General features: G+C 44.0%; 25 protein-coding genes and 1 other RNA gene. 4 read left to right on the plus strand and 22 right to left on the minus strand.

The features are described 5' to 3' along the window. Positions 1-25: 25 nt before the first annotated feature. The 15 genes from ACYQ3Q_RS06380 to flgM all read right to left on the minus strand — a co-directional run bounded on the left by ACYQ3Q_RS06380 (position 26) and on the right by flgM (position 11,627). The gene (locus tag ACYQ3Q_RS06380; protein ID WP_459927774.1) at positions 26-394 is read right to left on the minus strand and encodes a flagellar protein FlaG; all 369 of its coding nucleotides are present in this window, start codon (positions 392-394) and stop codon (positions 26-28) included. Positions 395-437: 43 nt separating this feature from the next. After that, positions 438-770, minus strand: a complete 333-nt coding sequence (locus ACYQ3Q_RS06385; RefSeq protein WP_034140813.1) for a hypothetical protein — start codon at positions 768-770, stop codon at positions 438-440. Next, complete coding sequence (gene fliS / locus ACYQ3Q_RS06390) at positions 770-1,162, minus strand: flagellar export chaperone FliS (RefSeq protein WP_459927775.1); 393 nt, start codon at positions 1,160-1,162, stop codon at positions 770-772. Before fliS ends, ACYQ3Q_RS06385 begins: the two co-directional genes overlap by 1 nt. A 35-nt stretch (positions 1,163-1,197) precedes the next feature. Further along, positions 1,198-2,787 carry a flagellar filament capping protein FliD gene (fliD, locus tag ACYQ3Q_RS06395; RefSeq protein WP_459927776.1) on the minus strand — a complete coding sequence of 530 codons (1,590 nt, stop codon included), beginning with the start codon at positions 2,785-2,787 and terminating at the stop codon, positions 1,198-1,200. Positions 2,788-2,817: 30 nt separating this feature from the next. After that, on the minus strand, positions 2,818-3,186 hold the full coding sequence (locus tag ACYQ3Q_RS06400) for a flagellar protein FlaG (RefSeq protein ID WP_459927777.1): 369 nt from the start codon (positions 3,184-3,186) through the stop codon (positions 2,818-2,820). Between the two features lie 175 nt (positions 3,187-3,361). Then, positions 3,362-4,621 carry a flagellin N-terminal helical domain-containing protein gene (locus ACYQ3Q_RS06405; protein WP_459927778.1) on the minus strand — a complete coding sequence of 420 codons (1,260 nt, stop codon included), beginning with the start codon at positions 4,619-4,621 and terminating at the stop codon, positions 3,362-3,364. Positions 4,622-5,136: 515 nt separating this feature from the next. Next, positions 5,137-5,745: a Uma2 family endonuclease gene (locus ACYQ3Q_RS06410; protein WP_459927779.1), complete on the minus strand. Its 609-nt coding sequence runs from the start codon at positions 5,743-5,745 to the stop codon at positions 5,137-5,139. Between the two features lie 136 nt (positions 5,746-5,881). Beyond that, positions 5,882-6,472, minus strand: a complete 591-nt coding sequence (locus ACYQ3Q_RS06415; protein WP_459927780.1) for a Uma2 family endonuclease — start codon at positions 6,470-6,472, stop codon at positions 5,882-5,884. 125 nt (positions 6,473-6,597) lie between these two features. Then, positions 6,598-6,831: a carbon storage regulator CsrA gene (gene csrA / locus ACYQ3Q_RS06420; protein WP_459927781.1), complete on the minus strand. Its 234-nt coding sequence runs from the start codon at positions 6,829-6,831 to the stop codon at positions 6,598-6,600. A gap of 1 nt (position 6,832) precedes the next feature. Continuing rightward, positions 6,833-7,291, minus strand: coding sequence for a flagellar assembly protein FliW (gene fliW, locus ACYQ3Q_RS06425; RefSeq protein WP_459927782.1), 459 nt, complete (start codon positions 7,289-7,291; stop codon positions 6,833-6,835). Between the two features lie 48 nt (positions 7,292-7,339). Next, positions 7,340-7,888, minus strand: coding sequence for a DUF6470 family protein (locus ACYQ3Q_RS06430; RefSeq protein ID WP_459927783.1), 549 nt, complete (start codon positions 7,886-7,888; stop codon positions 7,340-7,342). Between the two features lie 402 nt (positions 7,889-8,290). After that, positions 8,291-9,193, minus strand: a complete 903-nt coding sequence (flgL, locus tag ACYQ3Q_RS06435; RefSeq protein ID WP_459927784.1) for a flagellar hook-associated protein FlgL — start codon at positions 9,191-9,193, stop codon at positions 8,291-8,293. Positions 9,194-9,223: 30 nt separating this feature from the next. After that, positions 9,224-10,888 carry a flagellar hook-associated protein FlgK gene (gene flgK, locus ACYQ3Q_RS06440; RefSeq protein WP_459927785.1) on the minus strand — a complete coding sequence of 555 codons (1,665 nt, stop codon included), beginning with the start codon at positions 10,886-10,888 and terminating at the stop codon, positions 9,224-9,226. Next, positions 10,845-11,327, minus strand: coding sequence for a flagellar protein FlgN (locus ACYQ3Q_RS06445; protein ID WP_459927786.1), 483 nt, complete (start codon positions 11,325-11,327; stop codon positions 10,845-10,847). The genes flgK and ACYQ3Q_RS06445 overlap by 44 nt, the downstream gene beginning before the upstream one ends. 30 nt (positions 11,328-11,357) lie before the next feature. Then, the gene (gene flgM / locus ACYQ3Q_RS06450; RefSeq protein WP_459927787.1) at positions 11,358-11,627 is read right to left on the minus strand and encodes a flagellar biosynthesis anti-sigma factor FlgM; all 270 of its coding nucleotides are present in this window, start codon (positions 11,625-11,627) and stop codon (positions 11,358-11,360) included. A gap of 342 nt (positions 11,628-11,969) precedes the next feature. Between flgM and ACYQ3Q_RS06455 the strand changes: the two genes are divergently transcribed. Both ACYQ3Q_RS06455 and ACYQ3Q_RS06460 read left to right on the plus strand, forming a co-directional pair. Continuing rightward, positions 11,970-12,779, plus strand: a complete 810-nt coding sequence (locus tag ACYQ3Q_RS06455) for a flagellar motor protein (RefSeq protein WP_459927788.1) — start codon at positions 11,970-11,972, stop codon at positions 12,777-12,779. Beyond that, positions 12,776-13,609 (plus strand): flagellar motor protein MotB, encoded by an 834-nt coding sequence (locus tag ACYQ3Q_RS06460; RefSeq protein WP_459927789.1) that lies wholly within the window; start codon positions 12,776-12,778, stop codon positions 13,607-13,609. Before ACYQ3Q_RS06455 ends, ACYQ3Q_RS06460 begins: the two co-directional genes overlap by 4 nt. A 7-nt stretch (positions 13,610-13,616) precedes the next feature. On the opposite strand, the gene ACYQ3Q_RS06465 is transcribed toward ACYQ3Q_RS06460, so the two are convergent. Further along, positions 13,617-14,660 carry a M28 family metallopeptidase gene (locus ACYQ3Q_RS06465; RefSeq protein ID WP_459927790.1) on the minus strand — a complete coding sequence of 348 codons (1,044 nt, stop codon included), beginning with the start codon at positions 14,658-14,660 and terminating at the stop codon, positions 13,617-13,619. A gap of 29 nt (positions 14,661-14,689) precedes the next feature. Between ACYQ3Q_RS06465 and ACYQ3Q_RS06470 the strand changes: the two genes are divergently transcribed. Next, positions 14,690-15,127 (plus strand): YaaR family protein, encoded by a 438-nt coding sequence (locus ACYQ3Q_RS06470; protein WP_459927791.1) that lies wholly within the window; start codon positions 14,690-14,692, stop codon positions 15,125-15,127. A gap of 58 nt (positions 15,128-15,185) precedes the next feature. Continuing rightward, positions 15,186-15,974 carry a CheR family methyltransferase gene (locus tag ACYQ3Q_RS06475; RefSeq protein WP_459927792.1) on the plus strand — a complete coding sequence of 263 codons (789 nt, stop codon included), beginning with the start codon at positions 15,186-15,188 and terminating at the stop codon, positions 15,972-15,974. Between the two features lie 67 nt (positions 15,975-16,041). Here the strand turns inward: ACYQ3Q_RS06475 and ACYQ3Q_RS06480 are convergent, their stop codons facing one another. The 6 genes from ACYQ3Q_RS06480 to ACYQ3Q_RS06505 all read right to left on the minus strand — a co-directional run bounded on the left by ACYQ3Q_RS06480 (position 16,042) and on the right by ACYQ3Q_RS06505 (position 19,750). Next, complete coding sequence (locus tag ACYQ3Q_RS06480; RefSeq protein WP_459927793.1) at positions 16,042-16,236, minus strand: hypothetical protein; 195 nt, start codon at positions 16,234-16,236, stop codon at positions 16,042-16,044. 205 nt (positions 16,237-16,441) lie between these two features. Beyond that, the gene (locus ACYQ3Q_RS06485) at positions 16,442-16,828 is read right to left on the minus strand and encodes an EamA family transporter (RefSeq protein ID WP_459927794.1); all 387 of its coding nucleotides are present in this window, start codon (positions 16,826-16,828) and stop codon (positions 16,442-16,444) included. A gap of 474 nt (positions 16,829-17,302) precedes the next feature. Beyond that, positions 17,303-17,739, minus strand: an RNA gene (rnpB, locus tag ACYQ3Q_RS06490) — RNase P RNA component class A. A gap of 52 nt (positions 17,740-17,791) precedes the next feature. Then, positions 17,792-17,944, minus strand: coding sequence for a hypothetical protein (locus ACYQ3Q_RS06495; RefSeq protein ID WP_291300145.1), 153 nt, complete (start codon positions 17,942-17,944; stop codon positions 17,792-17,794). Positions 17,945-18,149: 205 nt separating this feature from the next. Then, positions 18,150-18,962, minus strand: coding sequence for a Nif3-like dinuclear metal center hexameric protein (locus tag ACYQ3Q_RS06500; RefSeq protein WP_459927795.1), 813 nt, complete (start codon positions 18,960-18,962; stop codon positions 18,150-18,152). After that, positions 18,953-19,750: a tRNA (adenine(22)-N(1))-methyltransferase gene (locus ACYQ3Q_RS06505; RefSeq protein ID WP_459927796.1), complete on the minus strand. Its 798-nt coding sequence runs from the start codon at positions 19,748-19,750 to the stop codon at positions 18,953-18,955. Before ACYQ3Q_RS06505 ends, ACYQ3Q_RS06500 begins: the two co-directional genes overlap by 10 nt. Positions 19,751-19,819: the final 69 nt, after the last annotated feature.

The raw sequence follows: 19,819 nt of genomic DNA on the forward strand, positions 1-19,819 counted from the left end.
TGAACGAGCATGTCTTAACGTTCGATCAAACTAGTTTATCGAAAAGCAAGCCGGCCATTTCCCTAAAAGAATCTAGAAGCTCTAACGCCCGCTTAGAAGGAATTTCATCTATTACTTCTCCATTTTGTTGATCTACAATCTTAACTGTAAGGCGTTGGGAATTTTCATGAATACTAAACTCGTAGCGTTTATTGATGATTCCCATAAGCCGGTTGAGCTTTTCCGTCGCCTTTTCTACTTCCTCGCGCGGAATTTCTTCACGGGCAGAAGGAATTTCGCCCTTACGATCGATTACCTTGCGAGGAGTCTCTAAGGAACGGTCCAGCTTTTGCCCAGGAAAAGCATCCATAGGAATCATGGTGGAATGAGTATTGGGCTGTATGGGATTGATCATATCACAAATCCCTCCTAATTTGATCTTTAGTTGAACGAGTTCACTATCGCTTCCATTTCATCTGGCTGATAGCCATAGTGCTGGCAGCGCCATAGGCTTCTGAAACCTGATGTTGTCGTTTGCTACTACCCAGTCGAACCTGCATTGCATGTAGGATAGCTTGGCTATCTTGCTGGATTTCGCTAATCAAACTCCGCCCTACTGGGGAGACTTTAAAGCCATCATCGGGAGTCTGCTCAATGAGGGTCTGCAACTGTTCTCGCTGATTCATCAGGTCGTAAAAAAGAGCCATATCCTGCTTAGTCAGGAATTTCATCATTTCTTTGGTCAAAAACCGATAATCCTGCCACAAAGCTTGAGCTGTTTTCTTCACCATTACTTGCCTACTGCTCGTGCCACATGAGTAAGTTTCATGGCCTCTGCCCAGGTATCTCGCAGTTCCTGTAGAACCTCTTTAGCTTGTTGCAATAAAGCAACGTCTTTCTTGATGTTGCCTTGAATGAGACAGTGTTCTGTGTATTCATAGAGTTGGGCCCAAGTTGTCGATATTTCATAGTTCATATCTAACGTGATTACAAATTCACGTACGATGTCCTGCACGCGCAGATTGGCATTGTGGGATTTTTGTACATCCCCCTGCTCCATCGCCAAAATGCTCTCCGTCAAAAATCGCAACGCTCCGTTATAGAGTAATAAGGTTAATTGTTCTGGTGAGGACGTCATAACCTGCTGATTCTTATAGGCATTCGCCATCTGTTGATTCACCATATATATTCCCTCCCACCCAATCACTTTGTATAGTTTCAGCCATTACTATTACCAAATTGCGATGCTAACCAACTGTTCTGAGAACTTAGCTGCTGCAAAGCTACTTCCATAGCATTAAACTGCTTATAATAAGCTGTTTGCACCTTGTCAAACCTGTCTGCGGCGTTGGTGATTTGCTTATTATAGGCGGTAATTCTCTTGGCAAAACTGCTATTAGTATCATATTGCGCCCCAGCCGTTGTACCGGCTATTTGCGCTACTTGATCCATTTTAGTCTTAATTCCATCATACAACCGCCCTGCGATCCCTTGACTGCTGGGATCGATAGTGCCGTCCGGATTCTTCCCACTCGCCCCAAACAGCTGACTCAGTACGTCAGGATTGGCCTGCAACGCGGTCCGTAGTTTGTCGGTATTCAGGTATAGCTTTCCACCCTCAGTATAGGTTCCAGTGGTAATACCAATTGAAGCGCCACTATTATAAGGACCCGTAATGCCCGCAACAGGGTTGGAGAAAGCATTCCGCATGGTATTCACAAGGCTCGCCAAGGTCTGATCATTGCGGAGCATCCCACTCTTCGCCTTGGCCTCCCAGGCTGTAATATCCGACTCCTTCATGACCGACTTTTGGGCATCTGTAAGCGGTGGAAAATCCTTATAGCGGGTTTCACTCAGCTTGCCATTGATGTCGGCAAGGATTTTGTTATAGGAGTCAACTAAGGATTGGATACTGGCTACGGCTTTGTCGGTATCGTTGGTTACGCTAATGGTGGTCGCTTGTCCCGAATCCAACTTTTCCGCAATAGTGGCCCCTGTCGCCCCAGGCGACACACCTGTCAAACTGTATGTCACACCGGAGATACTGAATGTATTACTTGCTTGGCTTAAATGAACCCCATCCAGTTTGAATTCGGCATTTAGACCAGTGATACCCGTAGTGGTGGCAACATCCGAGGGCAGCTTTAGCTTGTCGACAAAAAAATCTCCACCCCAGCTAGCGTCGCCTTCAGTCTTAACAATACTAATCCCAGCAGAAGAACCCGTATTAGTAGTAGACATGAAAAAACGATCTAGCGTACTATCATAACTGGCCTTCACATTAATACCTGCGCTATTGATTTGGCTAACAAGATCATTGATGCTTCCATTCGGATCAATGGTAATGGATGCACTCGCTGCTCCATTGGCTATCGTGAACTTATACAACCCGGTAGGAGCAACACCATCATAAAACTGGTTGACAATAGTGTCCTTACTTGCCCCAGTCGTTACATTACTCGCACTCGTCAAATTCACACCACTGGCTAACTGCGCAACCACTAAGGAATGATTCACATCCGCTGCCTCAGCATTGGCTGTTGCGGTAACTACCGAGGTGTTACTGGAAGAAACCTTATTCGGGCTTAAAGTCCCCTGGAGTTTGTAATTAAACGTTGTAGTACGAAAATTATTGATATCATCATACACTGTATTGTAGGCAGTCTTTTGCCATTCCAGTACCGTTTTCTTTTGTAGCAAAGCATCGCTTTTTGCTTGCTGCCCCATCATTAACTTTGTTACGATGGAGTCAATATCCATGCCCGAACCAGACAGGCCATAAGTGCCTCCGATCGAACTGAATGACATGCGCAACCCCTCCCATCCATCGACTTACTGCTATATTTTTTTATCCAGTAGTATCCCGACATAATCACGAATCGCGGCCATTGTATCAAGAAATTCATGAGGTGGGAATTCTTTTAGTACTTTATTATCTATTTGGTCAACGACTTGCACCATTATTTGGTTTGTCTCTTGATGGATCAAGAATCTAATATTTGCATCCATTGCTTGGACAAATTTGTTCATTGCTTCCGTCATTTGGGTTACTTCTTGTAAATCGGCTGGCTCTTTATAAATTTTTCCGTCTGTTTTAGCAGTTACCGATTCATCTGCAAAGTTACCCGTATTGGCAGTTGGAACATTGACAACAGGCTGAATAACGGGATTTGTCTGCGCCAGATTAGCAAAACCACCAAAATCCATAGGAGTCTTCACTGCGCTTATATCCATATCGAACACCTCTGCTTGATTTATCTATTAGTAGATGTATCGTAAGAAGTGGGTGAAAGCTTTAGGGGTAAAGTATAAAAAAATATAAAATAAAGAGCCAGAAGCAAACGCCCCTGGCCCTTTGGGAAACGTATTAACTTGTCGCCAATTAACGGAGTAACTGGAGAACACCTTGAGGAGCTTGGTTAGCTTGAGCCAGCATCGCGGTAGCAGCTTGGGAGAGGATGTTGTTCTTTTGGAAGTTCATCATTTCCTTAGCCATGTCTACGTCGCGAATACGGGATTCAGCAGCTGTCATGTTTTCGGAAGAGGTTCCGAGATTGGTGATAGTGTGTTCCAGACGATTCGAGTTAGCACCGAGCTTGGAGCGTTCAGCAGATACCTTCTCAAGAGCAGCCTGAATTACAGTCACTGCATTACCAGCGTTAGCAGAAGTACTTAAATCCAAGGCAGCCTCGTTGGCCGTGTCATTAGTTCCATCAGTAACAGTATTAGTGGCAGTAAAGCCCGCTGCACCTGCGGATCCAGTGATAGCAAGCGCTGCAGAACGCATGTCAGTAAAGTCAAGCGTCATGGTTTGGTTTTCATTTGCCCCGATTTGCATGGAGAAGGAGGATTTAGCAACTGTTGCAGCAACACCACCAGCCAAAGCTGCACTCGCTGCTCCAGAAGCAGTACCAGCTGTAGCAGTTCCACCTACTGTAGCTGTTTGGGTAAAGCCACCACCACTAAGAGCAGTATCAATTGCTGTCTTCAAGTCAGCTGCTAATACATAGGTAGCAAGAGTGTCAGTATTGTCAAAGTCACCATTGATTATAATTTTTTTGTTAGTTGTATCTAGAGAAGCTGATGCAGCAGTGCCATCTGCAACTGTACCGGTCTCAACTATCCAACCGTTTAATGCATCCCCACCAGAAAAGTCAAAAGTAAATCCGCCAACGGTAACCTGACCAGGTGCAACTGCAGGTGCAGCAGCAGTCACGGCACCAGAAGTAGCATTCAAAAGCTTCTGACTGTTGAACTCAGTGGTGTTACCAATACGATTGATTTCGGTAGTTAGCGAGTTAAGCTCCTTCTGAATTTCGCCGCGATCTGTGCTCGTGTTGGTATCATTACCCCCTTGAACAGCCAATTCGCGCATACGTTGGAGAATACTGTGAGTTTCGCTTAACGAACCTTCAGCTGTCTGAATCATCGAAATAGCGTCTTGGGAGTTACGAGCAGCTTGGTCGAGTCCACGGATCTGACCGCGCATTTTTTCGGAAATAGCGAGACCAGCAGCATCGTCACCGGCTTTGTTGATACGTAGACCAGAAGACAGTTTCTCCAGCGACTTTGCGCTGTTAGCGTTGTTGGTGCTCAACTGGCGATAGGTGTTGAGGGAAGCCATGTTGTGATTGATAATCATTATATATTCCTCCTTGATTTTTATGCCAGGCATCCTTGCCCGTGCATTTTGTGTGTTGCTGGCAGTAGAACGCTTCACCCTCCGGCCGGTTGGGAAAAGATTTCTACTACACTCGCTTAACTAATATATCGCTGGTTTATGTCTTTTACCTTAGGGCTAATACTGGCTAAAATTAACCATCTATACAACAATTAGTCGTTCATTCTTCTAATTGCTCTGTTTTTCGTCTTATGTTACCAAAATCAAATAAAAGAAATGCGTAGAAAAGAATCCGAAGGGAACTAATCTTCCATTCGGGTTCTTCGCTAGCTATAATCTCCATCTTTCGTTTGCTCTCCAATTATGCAGTTTCCGGTGATATTAAAAAAACAAAATGCAACTCAGTAGCTTACTTCTTACTGACCACCGTCACCACGATATTGTCACCGATGACGATTCGCTCAATCAATGCCGGAGAATTATATTGATTTTATCCAAGAATGGTAATAATTCTTCTGGTAATTGTCGTTGTCTGGCTATTCTGCTAGTTCCTCATCCTCAGCCTCTATATCGGCAAATACTTCCGCCAGACTTACTGTCAGATCGGCGAAAATAGATGTTTTCATTTCTTCTTCGTCACTGTATATATTTGGGCGACCATACTGACCGTCTTTTAGGATAAAAGCAGTAATTAGTTTAGGATCAGGTTCAACGAGCCAATATTCTTTAACACCGTGCTCCTCGTAAAGAAGAAATTTTTCCCTGCGGTCTTTTCTGGCGGTTGCGGGAGAGAGTACTTCGATAATCAGGTCCGGCGCACCTTTGCAGCGGCGCTTATCTAGCTTGAATTTATCACAGACAACAAACACATCCGGTTGGATAACGGTTTGAATTTGCTCATCCGGCTCTTGCCCTTTTGTCAATAATACATCTAATGGCGCAATGAAGACTCGGCAAGCCTTTCCCTGCAAGTAATTACCAAGAATTCGATAAAGAGTTCCAGTAACTTCCTGATGTCGGATAGTGGGTGCTGGTGACATAGCATAGGGAACGCCTTGGAGGATTTCCCAACGTTCATGCTCTGACCAAGCTAGAACATTAGCATAGGTATAGATGGTGTCTGAGGACAACGCTAGGATACTCATAACATCCCTCCGTATTTTATCCAAATTTTCAAGCTTAGCTGAACGAGTTCACTTGCTTTTAGTATATCATGAATGGAGAGTGGCTAAGACTGGTGTTGTGTTACCATAAAAAATACCGGATTGCTGCAAATAACAATTAGTCTCTCGAACCCAAATTAAAGACAGTGCTTAAATCTACAGTGAATGCTGCGATGGCCTCGACAGGGACATGTTCGGGAGATGCATATACTTTAGGCTTGCCGTATTCTCCGTTGCGCAACGAAAAGACCATCAGAGTTTGATCTGTTGGATGAACAACCCAATATTCTTTGACCCCAGCCCGCTCGTAAAGTCTTAGTTTTACGATTAAATCGTGTTTAGCCGTAGTAGGTGATAAAATTTCCACGACCAAATCAGGGGCTCCTTCGCATCCCCTTTGATCCAGTTTTCGGGGATCACATACTACCACCAGATCGGGCTGTACCACTGTCTTGATTTCATCTGTTTTCTCATCCTGCCAAGGCAGGCGGACATCAAAAGGGGCCATGTACACTTTGCAAATTTTTCCTAGTAGATAATTAGAAAACTGCCTACCCAGTTCCATGAGGATTTCTTGGTGCAGACGAGATGGGGCAGGCGTCATATCTACAATTGTTCCTTCAATCAGTTCCCAACGCTTCCCGTTGTCCCATTGCAAGTAGTCTGCGTAAGTATACCCATTTATCTTATCACGAGCCGATTCGCCCACAGCTAACCCCCCTTTTGCGAAATATGTTAACCATATTATACCATAATATTAAGCACCAAACACTTATGAATTTCGCTTAATATTATTCCCTGAACTAAATTAAGAAGTAAGATGCACTTAGCACCTTACTTCCTAATTTGCATTGCCTTCAGTATATCCAACTCCGTTAGATCATTGGGAACGGCGGCTTGTCTGTTTTCTGCCGCAATAGCATCGAAAATCTCGCCACGGTAGATCTTTACATCTTTGGGGGCCTCAATTGCCAAGCGGATGTTATCCCCTTTGATACTGATCAACGTCACCACGATGTTGTCACCTATAACGATTCGCTCGCCAACTTTGCGGGTAAGTGCCAACATATTATCTTCCCCCTTTGACAGCTTCTTTCGGCAAGCCGTCAGGAAATAGTTTATGCCGGATAGAATACTCTGGCTTGTCCAGAATAACTTGCCTACCCGTTCGATTGACTCCATTTATTACTATAGGCGCCAACAGATTCACCGTCATATCCGCCAGTCTTTCTTTCGCATTAGCGATCAAAAACACCTGAGGCAGATTTTCTAGGGAAAGGTCCAGTTCCTTAGCAACTTCATCCTCTAGGACAAATTCATAGTCCTTCAAAAATGCAAAAGGATCCACCAATAAGAAGGTTAAATTTGCTTCCATTGTGGACTGAAGAAAAAAGAAAGGACTTTCCACATCATGTAGCACATATGCGAACGTCTTCTCGTCAGGAAAACCCGGGATTCCATGGGGGAAGTTAAATAATTGTTCTTCTGCTACTTCCAGTTGTCCTAATCTAGTTGACTCTATCTTCATAGTATTCCCTCCTATGTGGCAGCTCATTCGCATAGCTCATAGCGATTTTCAAACCTTGACATCCACTGTTGATATTTCAATACTGGGGTATTGAATGACTTTAATATCTAGAATCCCAGGCTGATAGTCTCCTTCTACCTTACCTGGCTGAATAGAAACGTTCACGTTTCCAGCACTAGCATTTATCTGAGCAGGATTAGCTTGATAATTTATTCTAGGCGCAGCAAGAGGCGCAAAAGTTATCTCTGGAACATCTGTTAGACTGGCACTGAAAGCTATATTGCCAATCGCATTTGACCCATTCTCAAACCGAGCCATTTGGTTTCCTTCTTGTACTATCCTCGCAATAGTGTCCATAGCCGTTTGCCTACCCAATTCAGCATTGTCTCGGGAAAAATCGGCCATATTCTTTAGCCCGATTGAATATCGAAAAGGAGTCTGGTCAATCGTCAACTCCCCACGAGGTTGGCGAATCTCCAACGTCGGCGGCGTCGTCTCCATTTGCACCTGAGGCCGAGTGGATTGCAGATTTAACTTGGCATTCTGAGTGTTATAATCCAGACGAATCGGCTGAGTATTAATATTGATCTGGAGCATGGAGCCACTCCCTTCTATCGAAAAGTCAGATTGCTAATATTTTAGAAGGTCTAAGTCTTAGACTAGAATGCGAATACTAAGGCTGAAGCGTGAGTTAACAAAAACAGCCCTGACAAACCTTAAAAGACCCGAGATGTTTTGCTTAACAAGGAGCGAAGCCTCAGAATGAGCAACTGCCAAACTTGACGAAGACAAGGACCCCATACCATGGGCTGAGCACAGGACGTGCGAAGCCGCCAACTGAGCCAAGACTCGTACAGGACGTTCGAGATTAGAGCGCCGCCATGGATGGCAAGGCGCCGTGATGGCGAATTTGGCGGGCACCCTCGCCCTCACCCCGAAGTCTAAGTTCTAGTTTGGCCTGCGAATTCTATGGCTAAGCGAGTGTTAACAAAACATCGCCTACCTCATAAAATCCACCAAAGAAGGCTGAATAATCTGCGCCCCAATCGATAAAGCAGCCTTATAAACATTTTCTGAATTCTTGAAATCGATAATCGTCTTAGCGATATCTGCATCCTGAATATCCGAAAGGTTCTGTGTCAGATTGAATGATGTGGTATCCAGTTGTTCCCGGAGTGCCGTCATCCGGTTAGTGCGAGCCCCGATATTGGCACGATGTGCTAAAACATTATCAATATTCCCCTCAATATTCACTAAAGCATTGTTGATACCCGTTGCGTCATTGGTCTCCAACGCATTACTTAAAGCATCCAACGTTGCAAATACCCCAGAACCACCGGTCAGAGGGTCAATAAACAAGCTCTTACCATCAACGGAAATAGGTAAGCTCAAATTATTCCCCACTTCAAATTTAACATCCTCACTATTCCCTTTCCATTGCCAGGTTCCATCTGTAGTTACAGGTTCCTTATCCGTTGCCGTCCCTGAGAAAATAAACCTTGAGCCAATTTTAGTATTCGCTAACATACCGAGTTGTTCTGTAATCTGACGAACCTCCAAGGCAATACTTTTTCTATCATTTTCAGATAACGTCCCATTTGACCCTTGTACCGCAAGATCCTTAACTCTTTGTAGCATCGACGTCATATCCGCGAGCGTGCCGTCCGTCGTATCCATCAGCCCCAACGCTTCATCGACGTTACTCTTCCATTGCTCGACAGCAGAAATATTACTCTTCATGCGCAAGGCATTTTGAATTCCAACAGGATCATCTGAGGGACGAGTGATTCGATAACCAGAAGACATCTGGTTTTGGATTTGACTCATTCTCCCCTGGGTCGCTTCAAGATTACGCAGTAAGTCTTGAGTCATCATTTTATTGGTTATCCGCAAAGTAATCACCTACTCTCGCTGTTTAATATCATGTTCTTATTAACGGGTCATGCCCATACGATTGACTATCGTATCTAACATATCATCCATCATGGTTACCATGCGAGCTGCAGCTGAGTAGCTTTTTTGAAACCTCACAAGATTGGTCATTTCCTCATCCAAGGATACGCCAGAAAACGACTCCCGCTGGCTCGATAGATGCACGACCAAGACATCTTGTCCCGCTTTCATGCGATTAGCTTGTTGGACATCCACACCCATCTGAGCGACGTTCGACCCATAATAATCGCCGAAAGAGGCTCCTGTGACAGGAATTGGATAATCCTCACCTAGTATACTTTTCAGACCATTCCAGCCACTCGATAACGAGGAAAGCGCCCTTGCAATACTCCCATCCCCCACGGTTACAAGCAGATTATCATCACCGTCTAAAGCATGGGTGGGAGGAAGAGGCGGAATAGGTGTTGTATCTAGCGGAATCGTTCCAGTAGCAATTCTATCGAGATCCTCCTCAATTAAGAAATTAAGGGTTATTGTCGCAGCTGTAACTTCAGGAAGTTCAGGCGGGTTCGACAAAGCAGGGTCCGAACCATCTGTAAAGAAATTAATACCGACCGGACCTGCTAGAGGATCGGTATCGTTTTCCGCGATTAACCCTTGCCCTTTCTGATGAAGTGCATTTACCGCGCTGGCGATTCCCTGTGCTAGCTTGTCAAATTGCTCCCCAAATTTGGGAAGGTCAATATCTCGTACTTCGATATTCGCAGCTAGCATTCCAAGTTTACTCCCTAGGTCAACATCCCTATTGGATAAATCGTCACTCCAGACCACTCGAGAAAACCCTTCGTCATTCTCTGGAGGAGGCTCTTCTAAAAATCTTACTTTGCTGTCATCGACCAAGATATTTGACACTGAATTCTCATTTCCAATAATCACTTTATAATTATTAACACTACGATCCGTAAACGACGAGTCCTTCGTTTCGACGACCCTGACGCTGACAATCTTGGAAAGCTCATCCACTAGGAGATCCCTTTGATCTCGTAAATCATTGGGGTTGTCTCCAGCAACTTCTGACCGTTTAATGATGTCATTAAGATCTTTAATTTGCTGACCATACATATTGATTTGATGAACCTGAACCTTGACATTCGACTCTAAATTCCCTCTCATGTCGCTAACTTGTTGGGCAATGTTATGGAAACTTTCCGTTAAGGTTTGTGCTCGCTCACGAACTACTGAGCGCGCGCCCATGTTTTCTGGGTTTTTCGATAGATCACTCCAAGAACTCCAGAATTTGTCCATGTCTGAATGCAGACTGTTCTCGGAAGGTTCGTTTAAAATGCCTTCTATTTTCTGAAGGCTATCCTGTCTTCCTGCCCAATACTGTTGCTTGGATGTCTCCCCTCGAAACTGCCGGTCTACATAGGTATCTCTAGCCCGCGTGATCGTATCCAGCGTTACCCCCGAACCTATGCTCAGGCTTTTCCCGGCCACGGATACCGTATAGGGAGTGGTTGCCGTCAAATTCCCGATCTGCCGAGTATAGCCGTCGGTATTAGCATTGGAAATATTATGCCCAGTAATATTTAAAGCGGCTTGCTGAGATGACAGTGCTCTGCGCGAAAGTTCTAAGCCAAAAAAAGTCGAACTCATATCTTCAAATCCTCCGATCCAAGAGATGAAGTTTCCGGGTTTCTTCATTCTCTTTAACACTGGGATGCTGGTAAGTGTTTTTTTCCTGATGGGTTAACATACTAACCGTAAACTCGACAACTTTCATGGCCTGTTGAAGAAGTTGGGTATTAATCTCATGAATTTCTTGTAAATCTCCAACAACCCTATCCAGATCATGACTTACTCCCTGTAAGACCGGAAAATGCTCTGCCAATTCTGCCAGAGTCAGGTCCTGGGGCGCTTTTCCTAGGTCACGGCCTATGTGTTCTGCCCACATAAGCCGCTCTTTCTCCAAGCGGCCTGCCTCTAATAAGAGTTGTTCCTCCCGAGCCGTAATCGACTCAATTTCTTGGAGGTTATTCTTCAGCAAAGCTTTTTGCTTATTCCTTTCAAGAACATTTAAGTCCTCATAAACCTTGACTTGTCGTCTTAAGTTTTCATTAAAGCTCTGAAGTATTTCAGGCACGGAATTCTCCCCCTCTGATACATTCATTAACTAGAACTCTGGAGAAAACAATTTTTCCGCAATCTTTTGTCCGTCAATGTGGAACTCCCCACGTTCAATCTGTTCAGTCAGAGCTTTAACACGGTCCTCCCGAACAGAGGGAAGCTCTTTTGCCTTCTGAAGCAAAGCTTGAAAGACTTGCGCTTTGTCGGAAACAGCGACCTTATCTTCAGAACCGAGCGTCTTCTTTTGCACTTGTAACACACGATTGGCTGCTTGAACGCTCCCAATCGGAGACATTGAAGTCCCATCTATTTTCATTTTGCTCACTCCAAAATAATTATTCTACTCTCTATATCGTAGATTAACTGCAAAAACTAAAGAGGAATTTTCTTGGTTGCGAAACATTTTTCAAAGAATCTTAGAATTATAGTTTCTTCCCCAGTTTTTCCTATATAATACAATCATGAACTTTACTGTAGAAAATCTAATGATCAGCGTGTAAAATGACGATATAACTATATCGGATCGTTCTCATGAAAAGTTTCTTATTTTATCGACTAGCGTTTATTATAGTCAGAAATTTAGCAAGGGAGGTAAGTCGTAATCCTTCATACTTCAGTTATAACACCTTTTGAGGTTTAGGATTGCGGCAAGCAGATCATGGATTTATCTACAATGATTGGGCTTCTCGCTGGATTCGGTTCCATCATCATCGGTTTCATATTAGAGGGGGGGACTGTCGGTTCTCTTGGCGGGGCATCTGCTGCCATCATTGTCTTCGGTGGAACTGCTGGAGCAATTATCACCAGTTTTCCATTGTCTGATCTCAAAAAACTTCCTCAATGGTTTAAAATCGCGTTTACCTCCCAGACCTTCGGGACTGCTGAGGCTTATGAGACCCTAGTGAGGTTTGCCGAAAAAGCAAGACGCGAGGGGTTACTCAGCTTGGAACAAGAACTTGAAACCGTAACAGACCGCTTTACCCATCAAGGCATGCAACTCGTTATCGATGGAACTGACCCTGAAATTACCCGAGAGATTCTAGAATCAAATATTGCGGTTCTTGAAAAACGCCATAAGGTTGGAATTTCCGTCTTTGAATCTGCAGGTGGTTATGGACCAACTATGGGCATTATCGGAACCGTAATGGGCCTTGTAATGGTCTTAGGTAATCTATCTGATCCAGAAGCGCTCTCCCACTCGATTGCAGCTGCCTTTCTTGCCACTCTCTATGGCGTCGCTTCTGCAAACCTCTTATGGCTTCCTATTGCTACAAAACTTAAAATGAAGGACAAAGCTGAAGTATCGGCCATGGAGATGGTACTCGACGGCATTCTGTCCATCCAGGCAGGTCAAAATCCCTCCATCCTGAAGGAGAAATTAATAACTCACATTGGGACGTTGCCCTCTGAAAAAAACGAGGACAGTGAAGTCACACCCAGACGTGCCGCGGTTAGTGAGAGCCGATGAGGAGAAAACGGGAGCATGAAGCAGAAAAGGAAAATGGCGAACGCTGGCTTCTAACGTATGCAGACCTAATTACCCTCCTCATGATATTTTTCGTCGTACTTTACTCAATGAGCAAAGTAGATGCCGAAAGATTCCAAGCCGTAGCAGAATCCCTTAACAAAGCACTTGGTGGAGGAACTCCCGCGAAAATCGAGTTGGCCAACAGCCCAGTGGGACCGTCTCTCATTCAGACCGGAACTCCATCCCCTAAAACGACCCACACAAATTCAGACACCAACGAGGAAACTAAAAACGCAACTCAGGAAAATACCGATGCAGAAAACATGAGCATTGAAGCGATTAAAGCCAAACTTGATAAGTTTGCGGCTGACAACCAAATACAATCCAAGCTGGTTTCTTCCCTAGAAGAACGCGGTCTAGTCGTTAGCATTCAGGAAACCTTACTTTTTGAAAGCGGCTCTGCCAGTATCAATGACCGGGCACGAGATATTCTAGAGAAAATTTCCACAGTCCTTGCGCCAACCCCCAATCAAATCAGGGTTGAAGGACATACTGATAATCTACCCATTCGAACCCCCCAATTTCCAAGTAATTGGGAACTCTCAGTGATTCGTGCAACCAATGTTGTGCAAATTTTATTGAACGATCAGATTATACCCAGTAGACTATCCGCCACAGGATATGGAGAATATCGACCGATTTCTTCAAATGATACGGATACAGGACGTAGGAAAAACCGCCGTATTGATTTAATCATTCTTCGCTCCAAATATGACCTTACCGAGCCTAGTGCCCCCACTCCAATCAGCGACCCACTAACAAAACAATAACGAACCCTTAAAAAGCAAGACTATGCACTGCTCGGTAGATCATCTCGGTTGCTAACTGAACCTGTTCAAGCTTCAATCGTGCGGTAGTGTCTTCTGGAGTATGATTTTTGACTAACCACTCCTTTGCTAGCAGGGTCACTGCAGGAATGTTCGCCGAGGCAAAACTGACGGAATCGCTATTATGCCCAGCTGAAGGGGTCAATAAGGCACTGGCCCCACATTCTGCAGCGGCTTGACGTATGGCCTTGACGGCAATATTTTCGCCGTCCGCCCAAAGTGCAAAGTTTCCGAGCATCCCATTGCCGACTGTATCGACGTTTAAGACTGCTTGGATTTGTTGAAGAGGAAAGGTCGAAGCTTGGACAAATGCTTGGGACCCAACGAAGCCCATCTCTTCAGCACTCCAAAAAGCGATCACGATCGTTCGTTTTGGAACTTTTCCCTCACGGAGAACTCGGCGTATGACATCTAGTACACACCCTACCCCTGATGCGTTGTCATTAGCTCCAGGATAGACCTGACCCTCAAAAATCCCCAGGTGGTCGTAATGGGCCGAAAGCAGAATGATTTCCTGCGTATTCTCCCCGATTAGCCCTCCTAAGAGATTGACACTTGGAGTTTTTAAGGTTCGACTTTCTCCAGGTTTAAAGGTCAGCCGGCCCTTGACTCTGGTTTTCACCACTGGAGGAATCGTAAACGCATGAATAAACCCTGTTTTTGGTTCCCCCATGGGTTTTAGTCCAAGCATGCTGAGTTGGGTGGTCAGATACTCTGCGGCTTTAGCCTCTCCTATTGATCCCGCTTTTCGACCCTGCATCTTATCTGCAGTCAATATAAGGATATCATCCATTGCTGTGCGGTTTAAACTTTCCTGATTGATCAAATTAAGCTCTTGACTCTTCTCGATCAAAGGCGGAAGTACCAATTCAACCGGCGGACGACCTAACCCTATTTTTATAGTCTCTCCGACACGGGTCGGCCAGAGACTCCATGGTAGACCAACTGCTCCCAGACCTAATAATGTCTTAATAAATACTCTGCGAGTCTGCATAACGATTCCTTTCTTAAAGGAGAATGACTATGTCTTTACGCATAAATACTCCACATCAAACCCCAGCCCCAAACCTAGATTCTCAAAGTCCCTCTGCTAAAACGAACGATTTTAGTGGTGTCTTATCTCAAACCCAAAAAATTCAGCGCATTGAACTCCAAACCTTTCTAGGTAGACTTGAATCACAAGGGAAGAAGTTAGCTCAATCTCTCTCGATCCGTGATCTTAAAGATTTTCGCGATATGGTAAAAACATTCCTCCGTTCCACCTTTGGACAAAGCCGAAAGATGTTTGAAGATTCGTCCCATGATTCTTATGGGCGCCCAAAGGTCATGACGCGCATTGCCAAAATCGATCAAGCATTAGAAGAGTTAGGGCAACAACTCCTAGATCAGCAATCTAAACCACTTGAGGTTTTAACAAAGATTGATGAAATTCGCGGCTTAGTTGTCGACCTTTTCGCTTAGGATTACGGTTTTATTAAGTCTAATGCGAACAAATATATTAATGAAAGAGGTGTAACCCTTGTCCTTTGCAGCCATTGCCAATACCTATGAAGACTTTGTTAAAGGGTTTCATCCCAAAAGCGGGCTAGATCTAAAATTCTATAAACAAAACCAAATGCAGCGTCGAATTCTTAGCTTTATGCACTCTCACGGGCACCAAGCCTATCCCGAGTTTTTGAAAGCACTTAATCTTGATCCCGTCTTATATGACGCCTTCTTCAAACATTTAACCATTAACGTTTCTCAATTCTTTCGGGATGCTAACCAATGGAAAACCCTGCGAGAAACGATTATACCCATGCTTCTTCAGAGTAAGACTCCGCTAAAACTTTGGAGTGCAGGCTGTTCAAGCGGCCAAGAACCTTACTCACTAGCTATGACAATGATAGACTATTTCTCCACTGCCAAGTTCACCGTCCTTGGCACGGATATAGATGTTAATGTACTGCAACAAGCTAAAGAGGGTGTCTACAAACAAAATGATTTTGCAAGTACTCCACCAGAATTTCTACAGAAATATTTTACCCCATCTGACAAAGGGTATCAAATCAAAGATTTAGTTAAACGACAAGTCAATTTTCAGCACCAAAATCTACTTACCGATCGTTTCCAAACTAGCTTTGACTTTATTGCCTGTCGTAATGTCGTGATCTACTTCACTGAAGAGGCCAAAGAACTGCTCTACAAGAAGTTCACAGAGTCCTTACGCCCAGGTGGAATTCTTTTCACCGGAAGCACCGAACACCTCTTTGGGATGAATCACCTAGGCCTCAAACCCGTTTCCTCTTTCTTCTACCAGAAACAGTAGTAAAAAGCTGTCCAAACCAACTAGGGGCTCTGACTCATTCACCATGAGTCAGAGCCCCTTTATAGCTTCAAGTAAACGACGTAGGACATTCTCGTTCATACTGTTGAACAAATTCCTCCAAAGGATAGGTAACCCCTTTGCCATTAAACTCCAAAGATACCTGTTGAGCATTTGGATTAAATCCGATAAACTTCATACCGAGCAACCTAGCCATTTTAGATAATTCAATCCGCGTACCTCGCCCGAGGTCTTGTAATTGCATCCAACACACTCCCCTTTTTCTTGTCATTATGACTCCAAAAAAAGTATTGAATGTCCCCGATCAAACCGGCATATTAAGTTGTTTCAGAGAGTGACAAGTCACAAAGAATACTTGGCAACTCAGCTTAAGTTTATCATATCTTATTCACCAGTTTCTTTCAACTCTCTTATCTTGAAAGATATTCACTTGCCATGAGGAATAGCTCTCACCAATATCCCCAAATCCCCAAGACACTAATTCCCGCCAAAATCAGCACGCATCCTATGATTTTAGGCATTGTGAGAGTTTCATGGAGTAGAAGAACACCATACAGAATAGCAATTACGTATCCCAACGAAACCAGTGGATATGCATAGCTAAGCTCCCAACGTGAAATTACAACGAGCCAAAGAATTGAACTAACTCCAAAACACATAAACCCAACGAAAATTGCTGGTGAGAAAATTATGGATCCCAGCTGTGACCAAATCCCGGTGAGCGTTACCTTTCCATATTGAAGCATACCTAGACGGAATAAAAATTGCCCTGTAGCCCCTAATAAAATTGATACCAAAGCAACCACTAAAGGGCGTACTTCAGAGCTTATAGTCATAGATTCAAAACTCCTTGAATTCAACTTCAAAACTATAGTTAATAACAGTAAAGTTTTCACTGAATGCCGTTTATTTATTCTTCTAACTACATTTTCCTCTTATAAGTATAGAGCTTAATCCAATTTCTTCTTTCTATGTAGAAAACTATAAAATGCAAAACAGGCCACTGACAACCTTCGTTGATATCAGCCTGAACATCTGCCTTTTAATTTTGATCCATCTTCTATTGCTTGCATTAAACTACATATTTCGCCATAGAATATTTTTATTTCCAATTTGTTTCCTTTATAAATAAAAAAAATAGTCGACTAGTAAATACAAAAAGAAAGGGACAATTCCTTAGCAACATTATCTTAGAAGCTCAAGTGATAAAGATAAATAAGTAGTGGAAAAAAACTAGATCTGCGAAAGAACAAATCCTTATCAAATAAATAAGGAAACTGCCGATGCATTTACATCCTCAGTTCCCTACAATGCGAAGTCAACCTATAAGCCGAGTTCTGTCCCTCCGTCCGGAGGTGATGATCATCTATCTCGAACCGCCGTTACCGACGGCCTCTAGCGACCTTACCCGGGAACAAAAACGGGCCGTTCATAGTTCCCCTATTCAGTCTTGCTCCAGGTGGGGTTTACATGGCCAGCCAGTCACCTGACTGCCGGTGAGCTCTTACCTCGCCTTTCCACCCTTACCAATCCAGAGGTCAGTCGTCGGAAGCCAGATGCCGGATTCGAAAAAATTATTCTGACCTCTGGCCTCTGATAACTGACATCTGTTTGGCGGTATCTCTCTGTTGCACTTTCCTTGGGGTCGCCCCCACTGGGTGTTACCCAGCACCTTGCCCTATGGAGCTCGGACTTTCCTCAGAGGCGACCTTTGGGTCCTTACCTCCGCGATCATCTGGTTGGCTTCGCTTAGTTATCTTACTAGAAAAGTTTGTTTTGGTCAAATGGAGAGTATTGGATTAATTAACATTAGTCTTTTTCTCTTCCATTTCTTCCATTTCATCATCAATGTCCATCAGTTCGATCAACCATTTTGTACGATTAGCACCGTCTTCTGAAATGTTGATTAATACCTTTTCACGTTGAACACGTAGGATTTCTGTGCGGTTCATAATTCATTCTCCTTTCAAATGATTTCTATCGGGGAATCAGTAATTCGTCTAAATAAGCCTTGGATATTCATTGAAAAGACTCTATTATCAGACTATTCCTTGCAATATTATAGTAATATATTTCACAATGGCTGTCAAGTGGTAATATTTACTTTCGTAATGTTGCAATAGTCATAATTTATTACAAAACAAAGAGCATCCCTTTTTAGCCAAGCCATGGCGAGCGATTGATTGAACTCACTTTAATCTCTATTCCTTGAAGAGATTTTTCGGCAGACAAATAGTGATACAGTTTTTTCAGCATAGGCGCTTCGCTTAGGAAATGCCCAAGATCGCCGACAGCCATATCTCCTTGAAGTGCATCGAGAGCGGAATGATGGTCAACATCTCCCGTAATAAGGAGATCCGCTCCCTTAAACAAGGCATTAGAGACGAATCGCCCCCCACTGCCATTGACAATGGCGACTTTTCGCACCTCTTGCTCTAGGGAACCGGCTAAGCGAACGCCAGATAACTCATAGTCCTGAGCATATACCTCTGACTTGGTCAACTTATCTAAAAACCTCTTCCACAGAATTTCTAATTTCTCACGATGTGGTAAATATCCGATTACACCGTACCCTCGTTCTTCGCCCTCCAATAGTTCCATTTTTTCAAGTCCGAGAACCTCCCCTAAGACGCGGCTCGAAGAGAATATTGATTGATCCAAATTCGTGTGAGCAGCATAATAACCAATCTCATGTTGCAAAAGTCGAAGAGGGACTTGTGCTCCTGTGTTATCAGATCTTAAGTTTTTCAGAGGACGGAAAATTATGGGGTGATGGGCCACGATAAGTTGGGCACCTAAATTCTTTGCTTCCTCGACAACTGCCAAGGTTCCGTCTAAAGAAATCAAAATGCGCTCAATGGTCTTTGATCCGCTGCCAACCAATAACCCGACATTATCCCACTCCTCGGCCCACGATTTCGGAGCGATCTTTTCAATCAGTTGAGCCACGGATCCAATCGTTACTGCCATATCCTTAGTCCCTCCACTAACGTCAATTCATTGCAAGCCTCTCTGATTTTCGTGACAATTTCTATGCTCTTGGATTTCTTCATTTGCTCGATCCGCCTCAGAAGCATGCCACAATAGTCGTTGAGGAGATCCCTCAAGAGTTCCGTACGTTCTTCTAAGACGAGGGGTCCGAAATGCCATACAAGTCTGGACACTAAGTCTTGGAATTCCATTGCCTGGATACCGAACTTCTCTTGAAGCGGGTGCAACCGCAAACTCCAAACACTCACATTTTCTTGTAGTTGGACAATTTCCCATCCTTCTTCCTTAGAAAGGGCTATGACCACATAGATTCGATCCTCTTCTTTCACCAACCGCTCTTCCTTAAGCCGCCAGCCACTATTTAACAGCGCTAACCGTAACGGTCCCTCTGCCCCTTGCGGTTGTAAGATGAGATCAGTCACGGAAGCTAAAACGTCTGGACGGGCAGATAGAATCTCCAACATAGTTCTGCCACCCATTCCGGCAAGGGTCAGGGCATTGATTTCCCCTGACACAAGTGGCATTAAGCCATCACCAAACCTCACATCTATGAAAGCCTCTAAGTTCCGACTTTTAACAGCATTCAACGCGGATAGGTATGGCCCTTCATGGACATCCACAGCGATAGCCTTTGATATTTGCAGCGTCTCATAGAGTGCTATGGGTAAATAGGCATGGTCGGTCCCGATGTCTCCCAGCTCTGCACCCACTGGCACATAGGATGCGACAGTTTGCAAACGTGGACCTAGAGTGACGGATATTGTCATAATTCACCTCTTTAATAATAACTACTTATTAAAAACTATTATGTCCTTAATTGCATAAATGGAACCCTA

This window comes from Desulfosporosinus burensis (genome assembly GCF_054657535.1).

Coding starts and splice junctions, on each gene's coding strand:
- ACYQ3Q_RS06380 (WP_459927774.1), bottom strand. CDS start 394: ATGATCAATCCCATACAGCCCAATACTCATTCCACCATGATTCCTATG.
- ACYQ3Q_RS06385 (WP_034140813.1), bottom strand. CDS start 770: ATGGTGAAGAAAACAGCTCAAGCTTTGTGGCAGGATTATCGGTTTTTG.
- fliS (WP_459927775.1), bottom strand. CDS start 1,162: ATGGTGAATCAACAGATGGCGAATGCCTATAAGAATCAGCAGGTTATG.
- fliD (WP_459927776.1), bottom strand. CDS start 2,787: ATGTCATTCAGTTCGATCGGAGGCACTTATGGCCTGTCTGGTTCGGGC.
- ACYQ3Q_RS06400 (WP_459927777.1), bottom strand. CDS start 3,186: ATGGATTTTGGTGGTTTTGCTAATCTGGCGCAGACAAATCCCGTTATT.
- ACYQ3Q_RS06405 (WP_459927778.1), bottom strand. CDS start 4,621: ATGATTATCAATCACAACATGGCTTCCCTCAACACCTATCGCCAGTTG.
- ACYQ3Q_RS06410 (WP_459927779.1), bottom strand. CDS start 5,745: ATGAGTATCCTAGCGTTGTCCTCAGACACCATCTATACCTATGCTAAT.
- csrA (WP_459927781.1), bottom strand. CDS start 6,831: ATGTTGGCACTTACCCGCAAAGTTGGCGAGCGAATCGTTATAGGTGAC.
- fliW (WP_459927782.1), bottom strand. CDS start 7,291: ATGAAGATAGAGTCAACTAGATTAGGACAACTGGAAGTAGCAGAAGAA.
- ACYQ3Q_RS06430 (WP_459927783.1), bottom strand. CDS start 7,888: ATGCTCCAGATCAATATTAATACTCAGCCGATTCGTCTGGATTATAAC.
- flgK (WP_459927785.1), bottom strand. CDS start 10,888: ATGAAGAAACCCGGAAACTTCATCTCTTGGATCGGAGGATTTGAAGAT.
- flgM (WP_459927787.1), bottom strand. CDS start 11,627: ATGAAAATAGATGGGACTTCAATGTCTCCGATTGGGAGCGTTCAAGCA.
- ACYQ3Q_RS06455 (WP_459927788.1), top strand. CDS start 11,970: ATGGATTTATCTACAATGATTGGGCTTCTCGCTGGATTCGGTTCCATC.
- ACYQ3Q_RS06460 (WP_459927789.1), top strand. CDS start 12,776: ATGAGGAGAAAACGGGAGCATGAAGCAGAAAAGGAAAATGGCGAACGC.
- ACYQ3Q_RS06465 (WP_459927790.1), bottom strand. CDS start 14,660: ATGCAGACTCGCAGAGTATTTATTAAGACATTATTAGGTCTGGGAGCA.
- ACYQ3Q_RS06470 (WP_459927791.1), top strand. CDS start 14,690: ATGTCTTTACGCATAAATACTCCACATCAAACCCCAGCCCCAAACCTA.
- ACYQ3Q_RS06480 (WP_459927793.1), bottom strand. CDS start 16,236: ATGCAATTACAAGACCTCGGGCGAGGTACGCGGATTGAATTATCTAAA.
- ACYQ3Q_RS06485 (WP_459927794.1), bottom strand. CDS start 16,828: ATGACTATAAGCTCTGAAGTACGCCCTTTAGTGGTTGCTTTGGTATCA.
- ACYQ3Q_RS06495 (WP_291300145.1), bottom strand. CDS start 17,944: ATGAACCGCACAGAAATCCTACGTGTTCAACGTGAAAAGGTATTAATC.
- ACYQ3Q_RS06500 (WP_459927795.1), bottom strand. CDS start 18,962: ATGGCAGTAACGATTGGATCCGTGGCTCAACTGATTGAAAAGATCGCT.
- ACYQ3Q_RS06505 (WP_459927796.1), bottom strand. CDS start 19,750: ATGACAATATCCGTCACTCTAGGTCCACGTTTGCAAACTGTCGCATCC.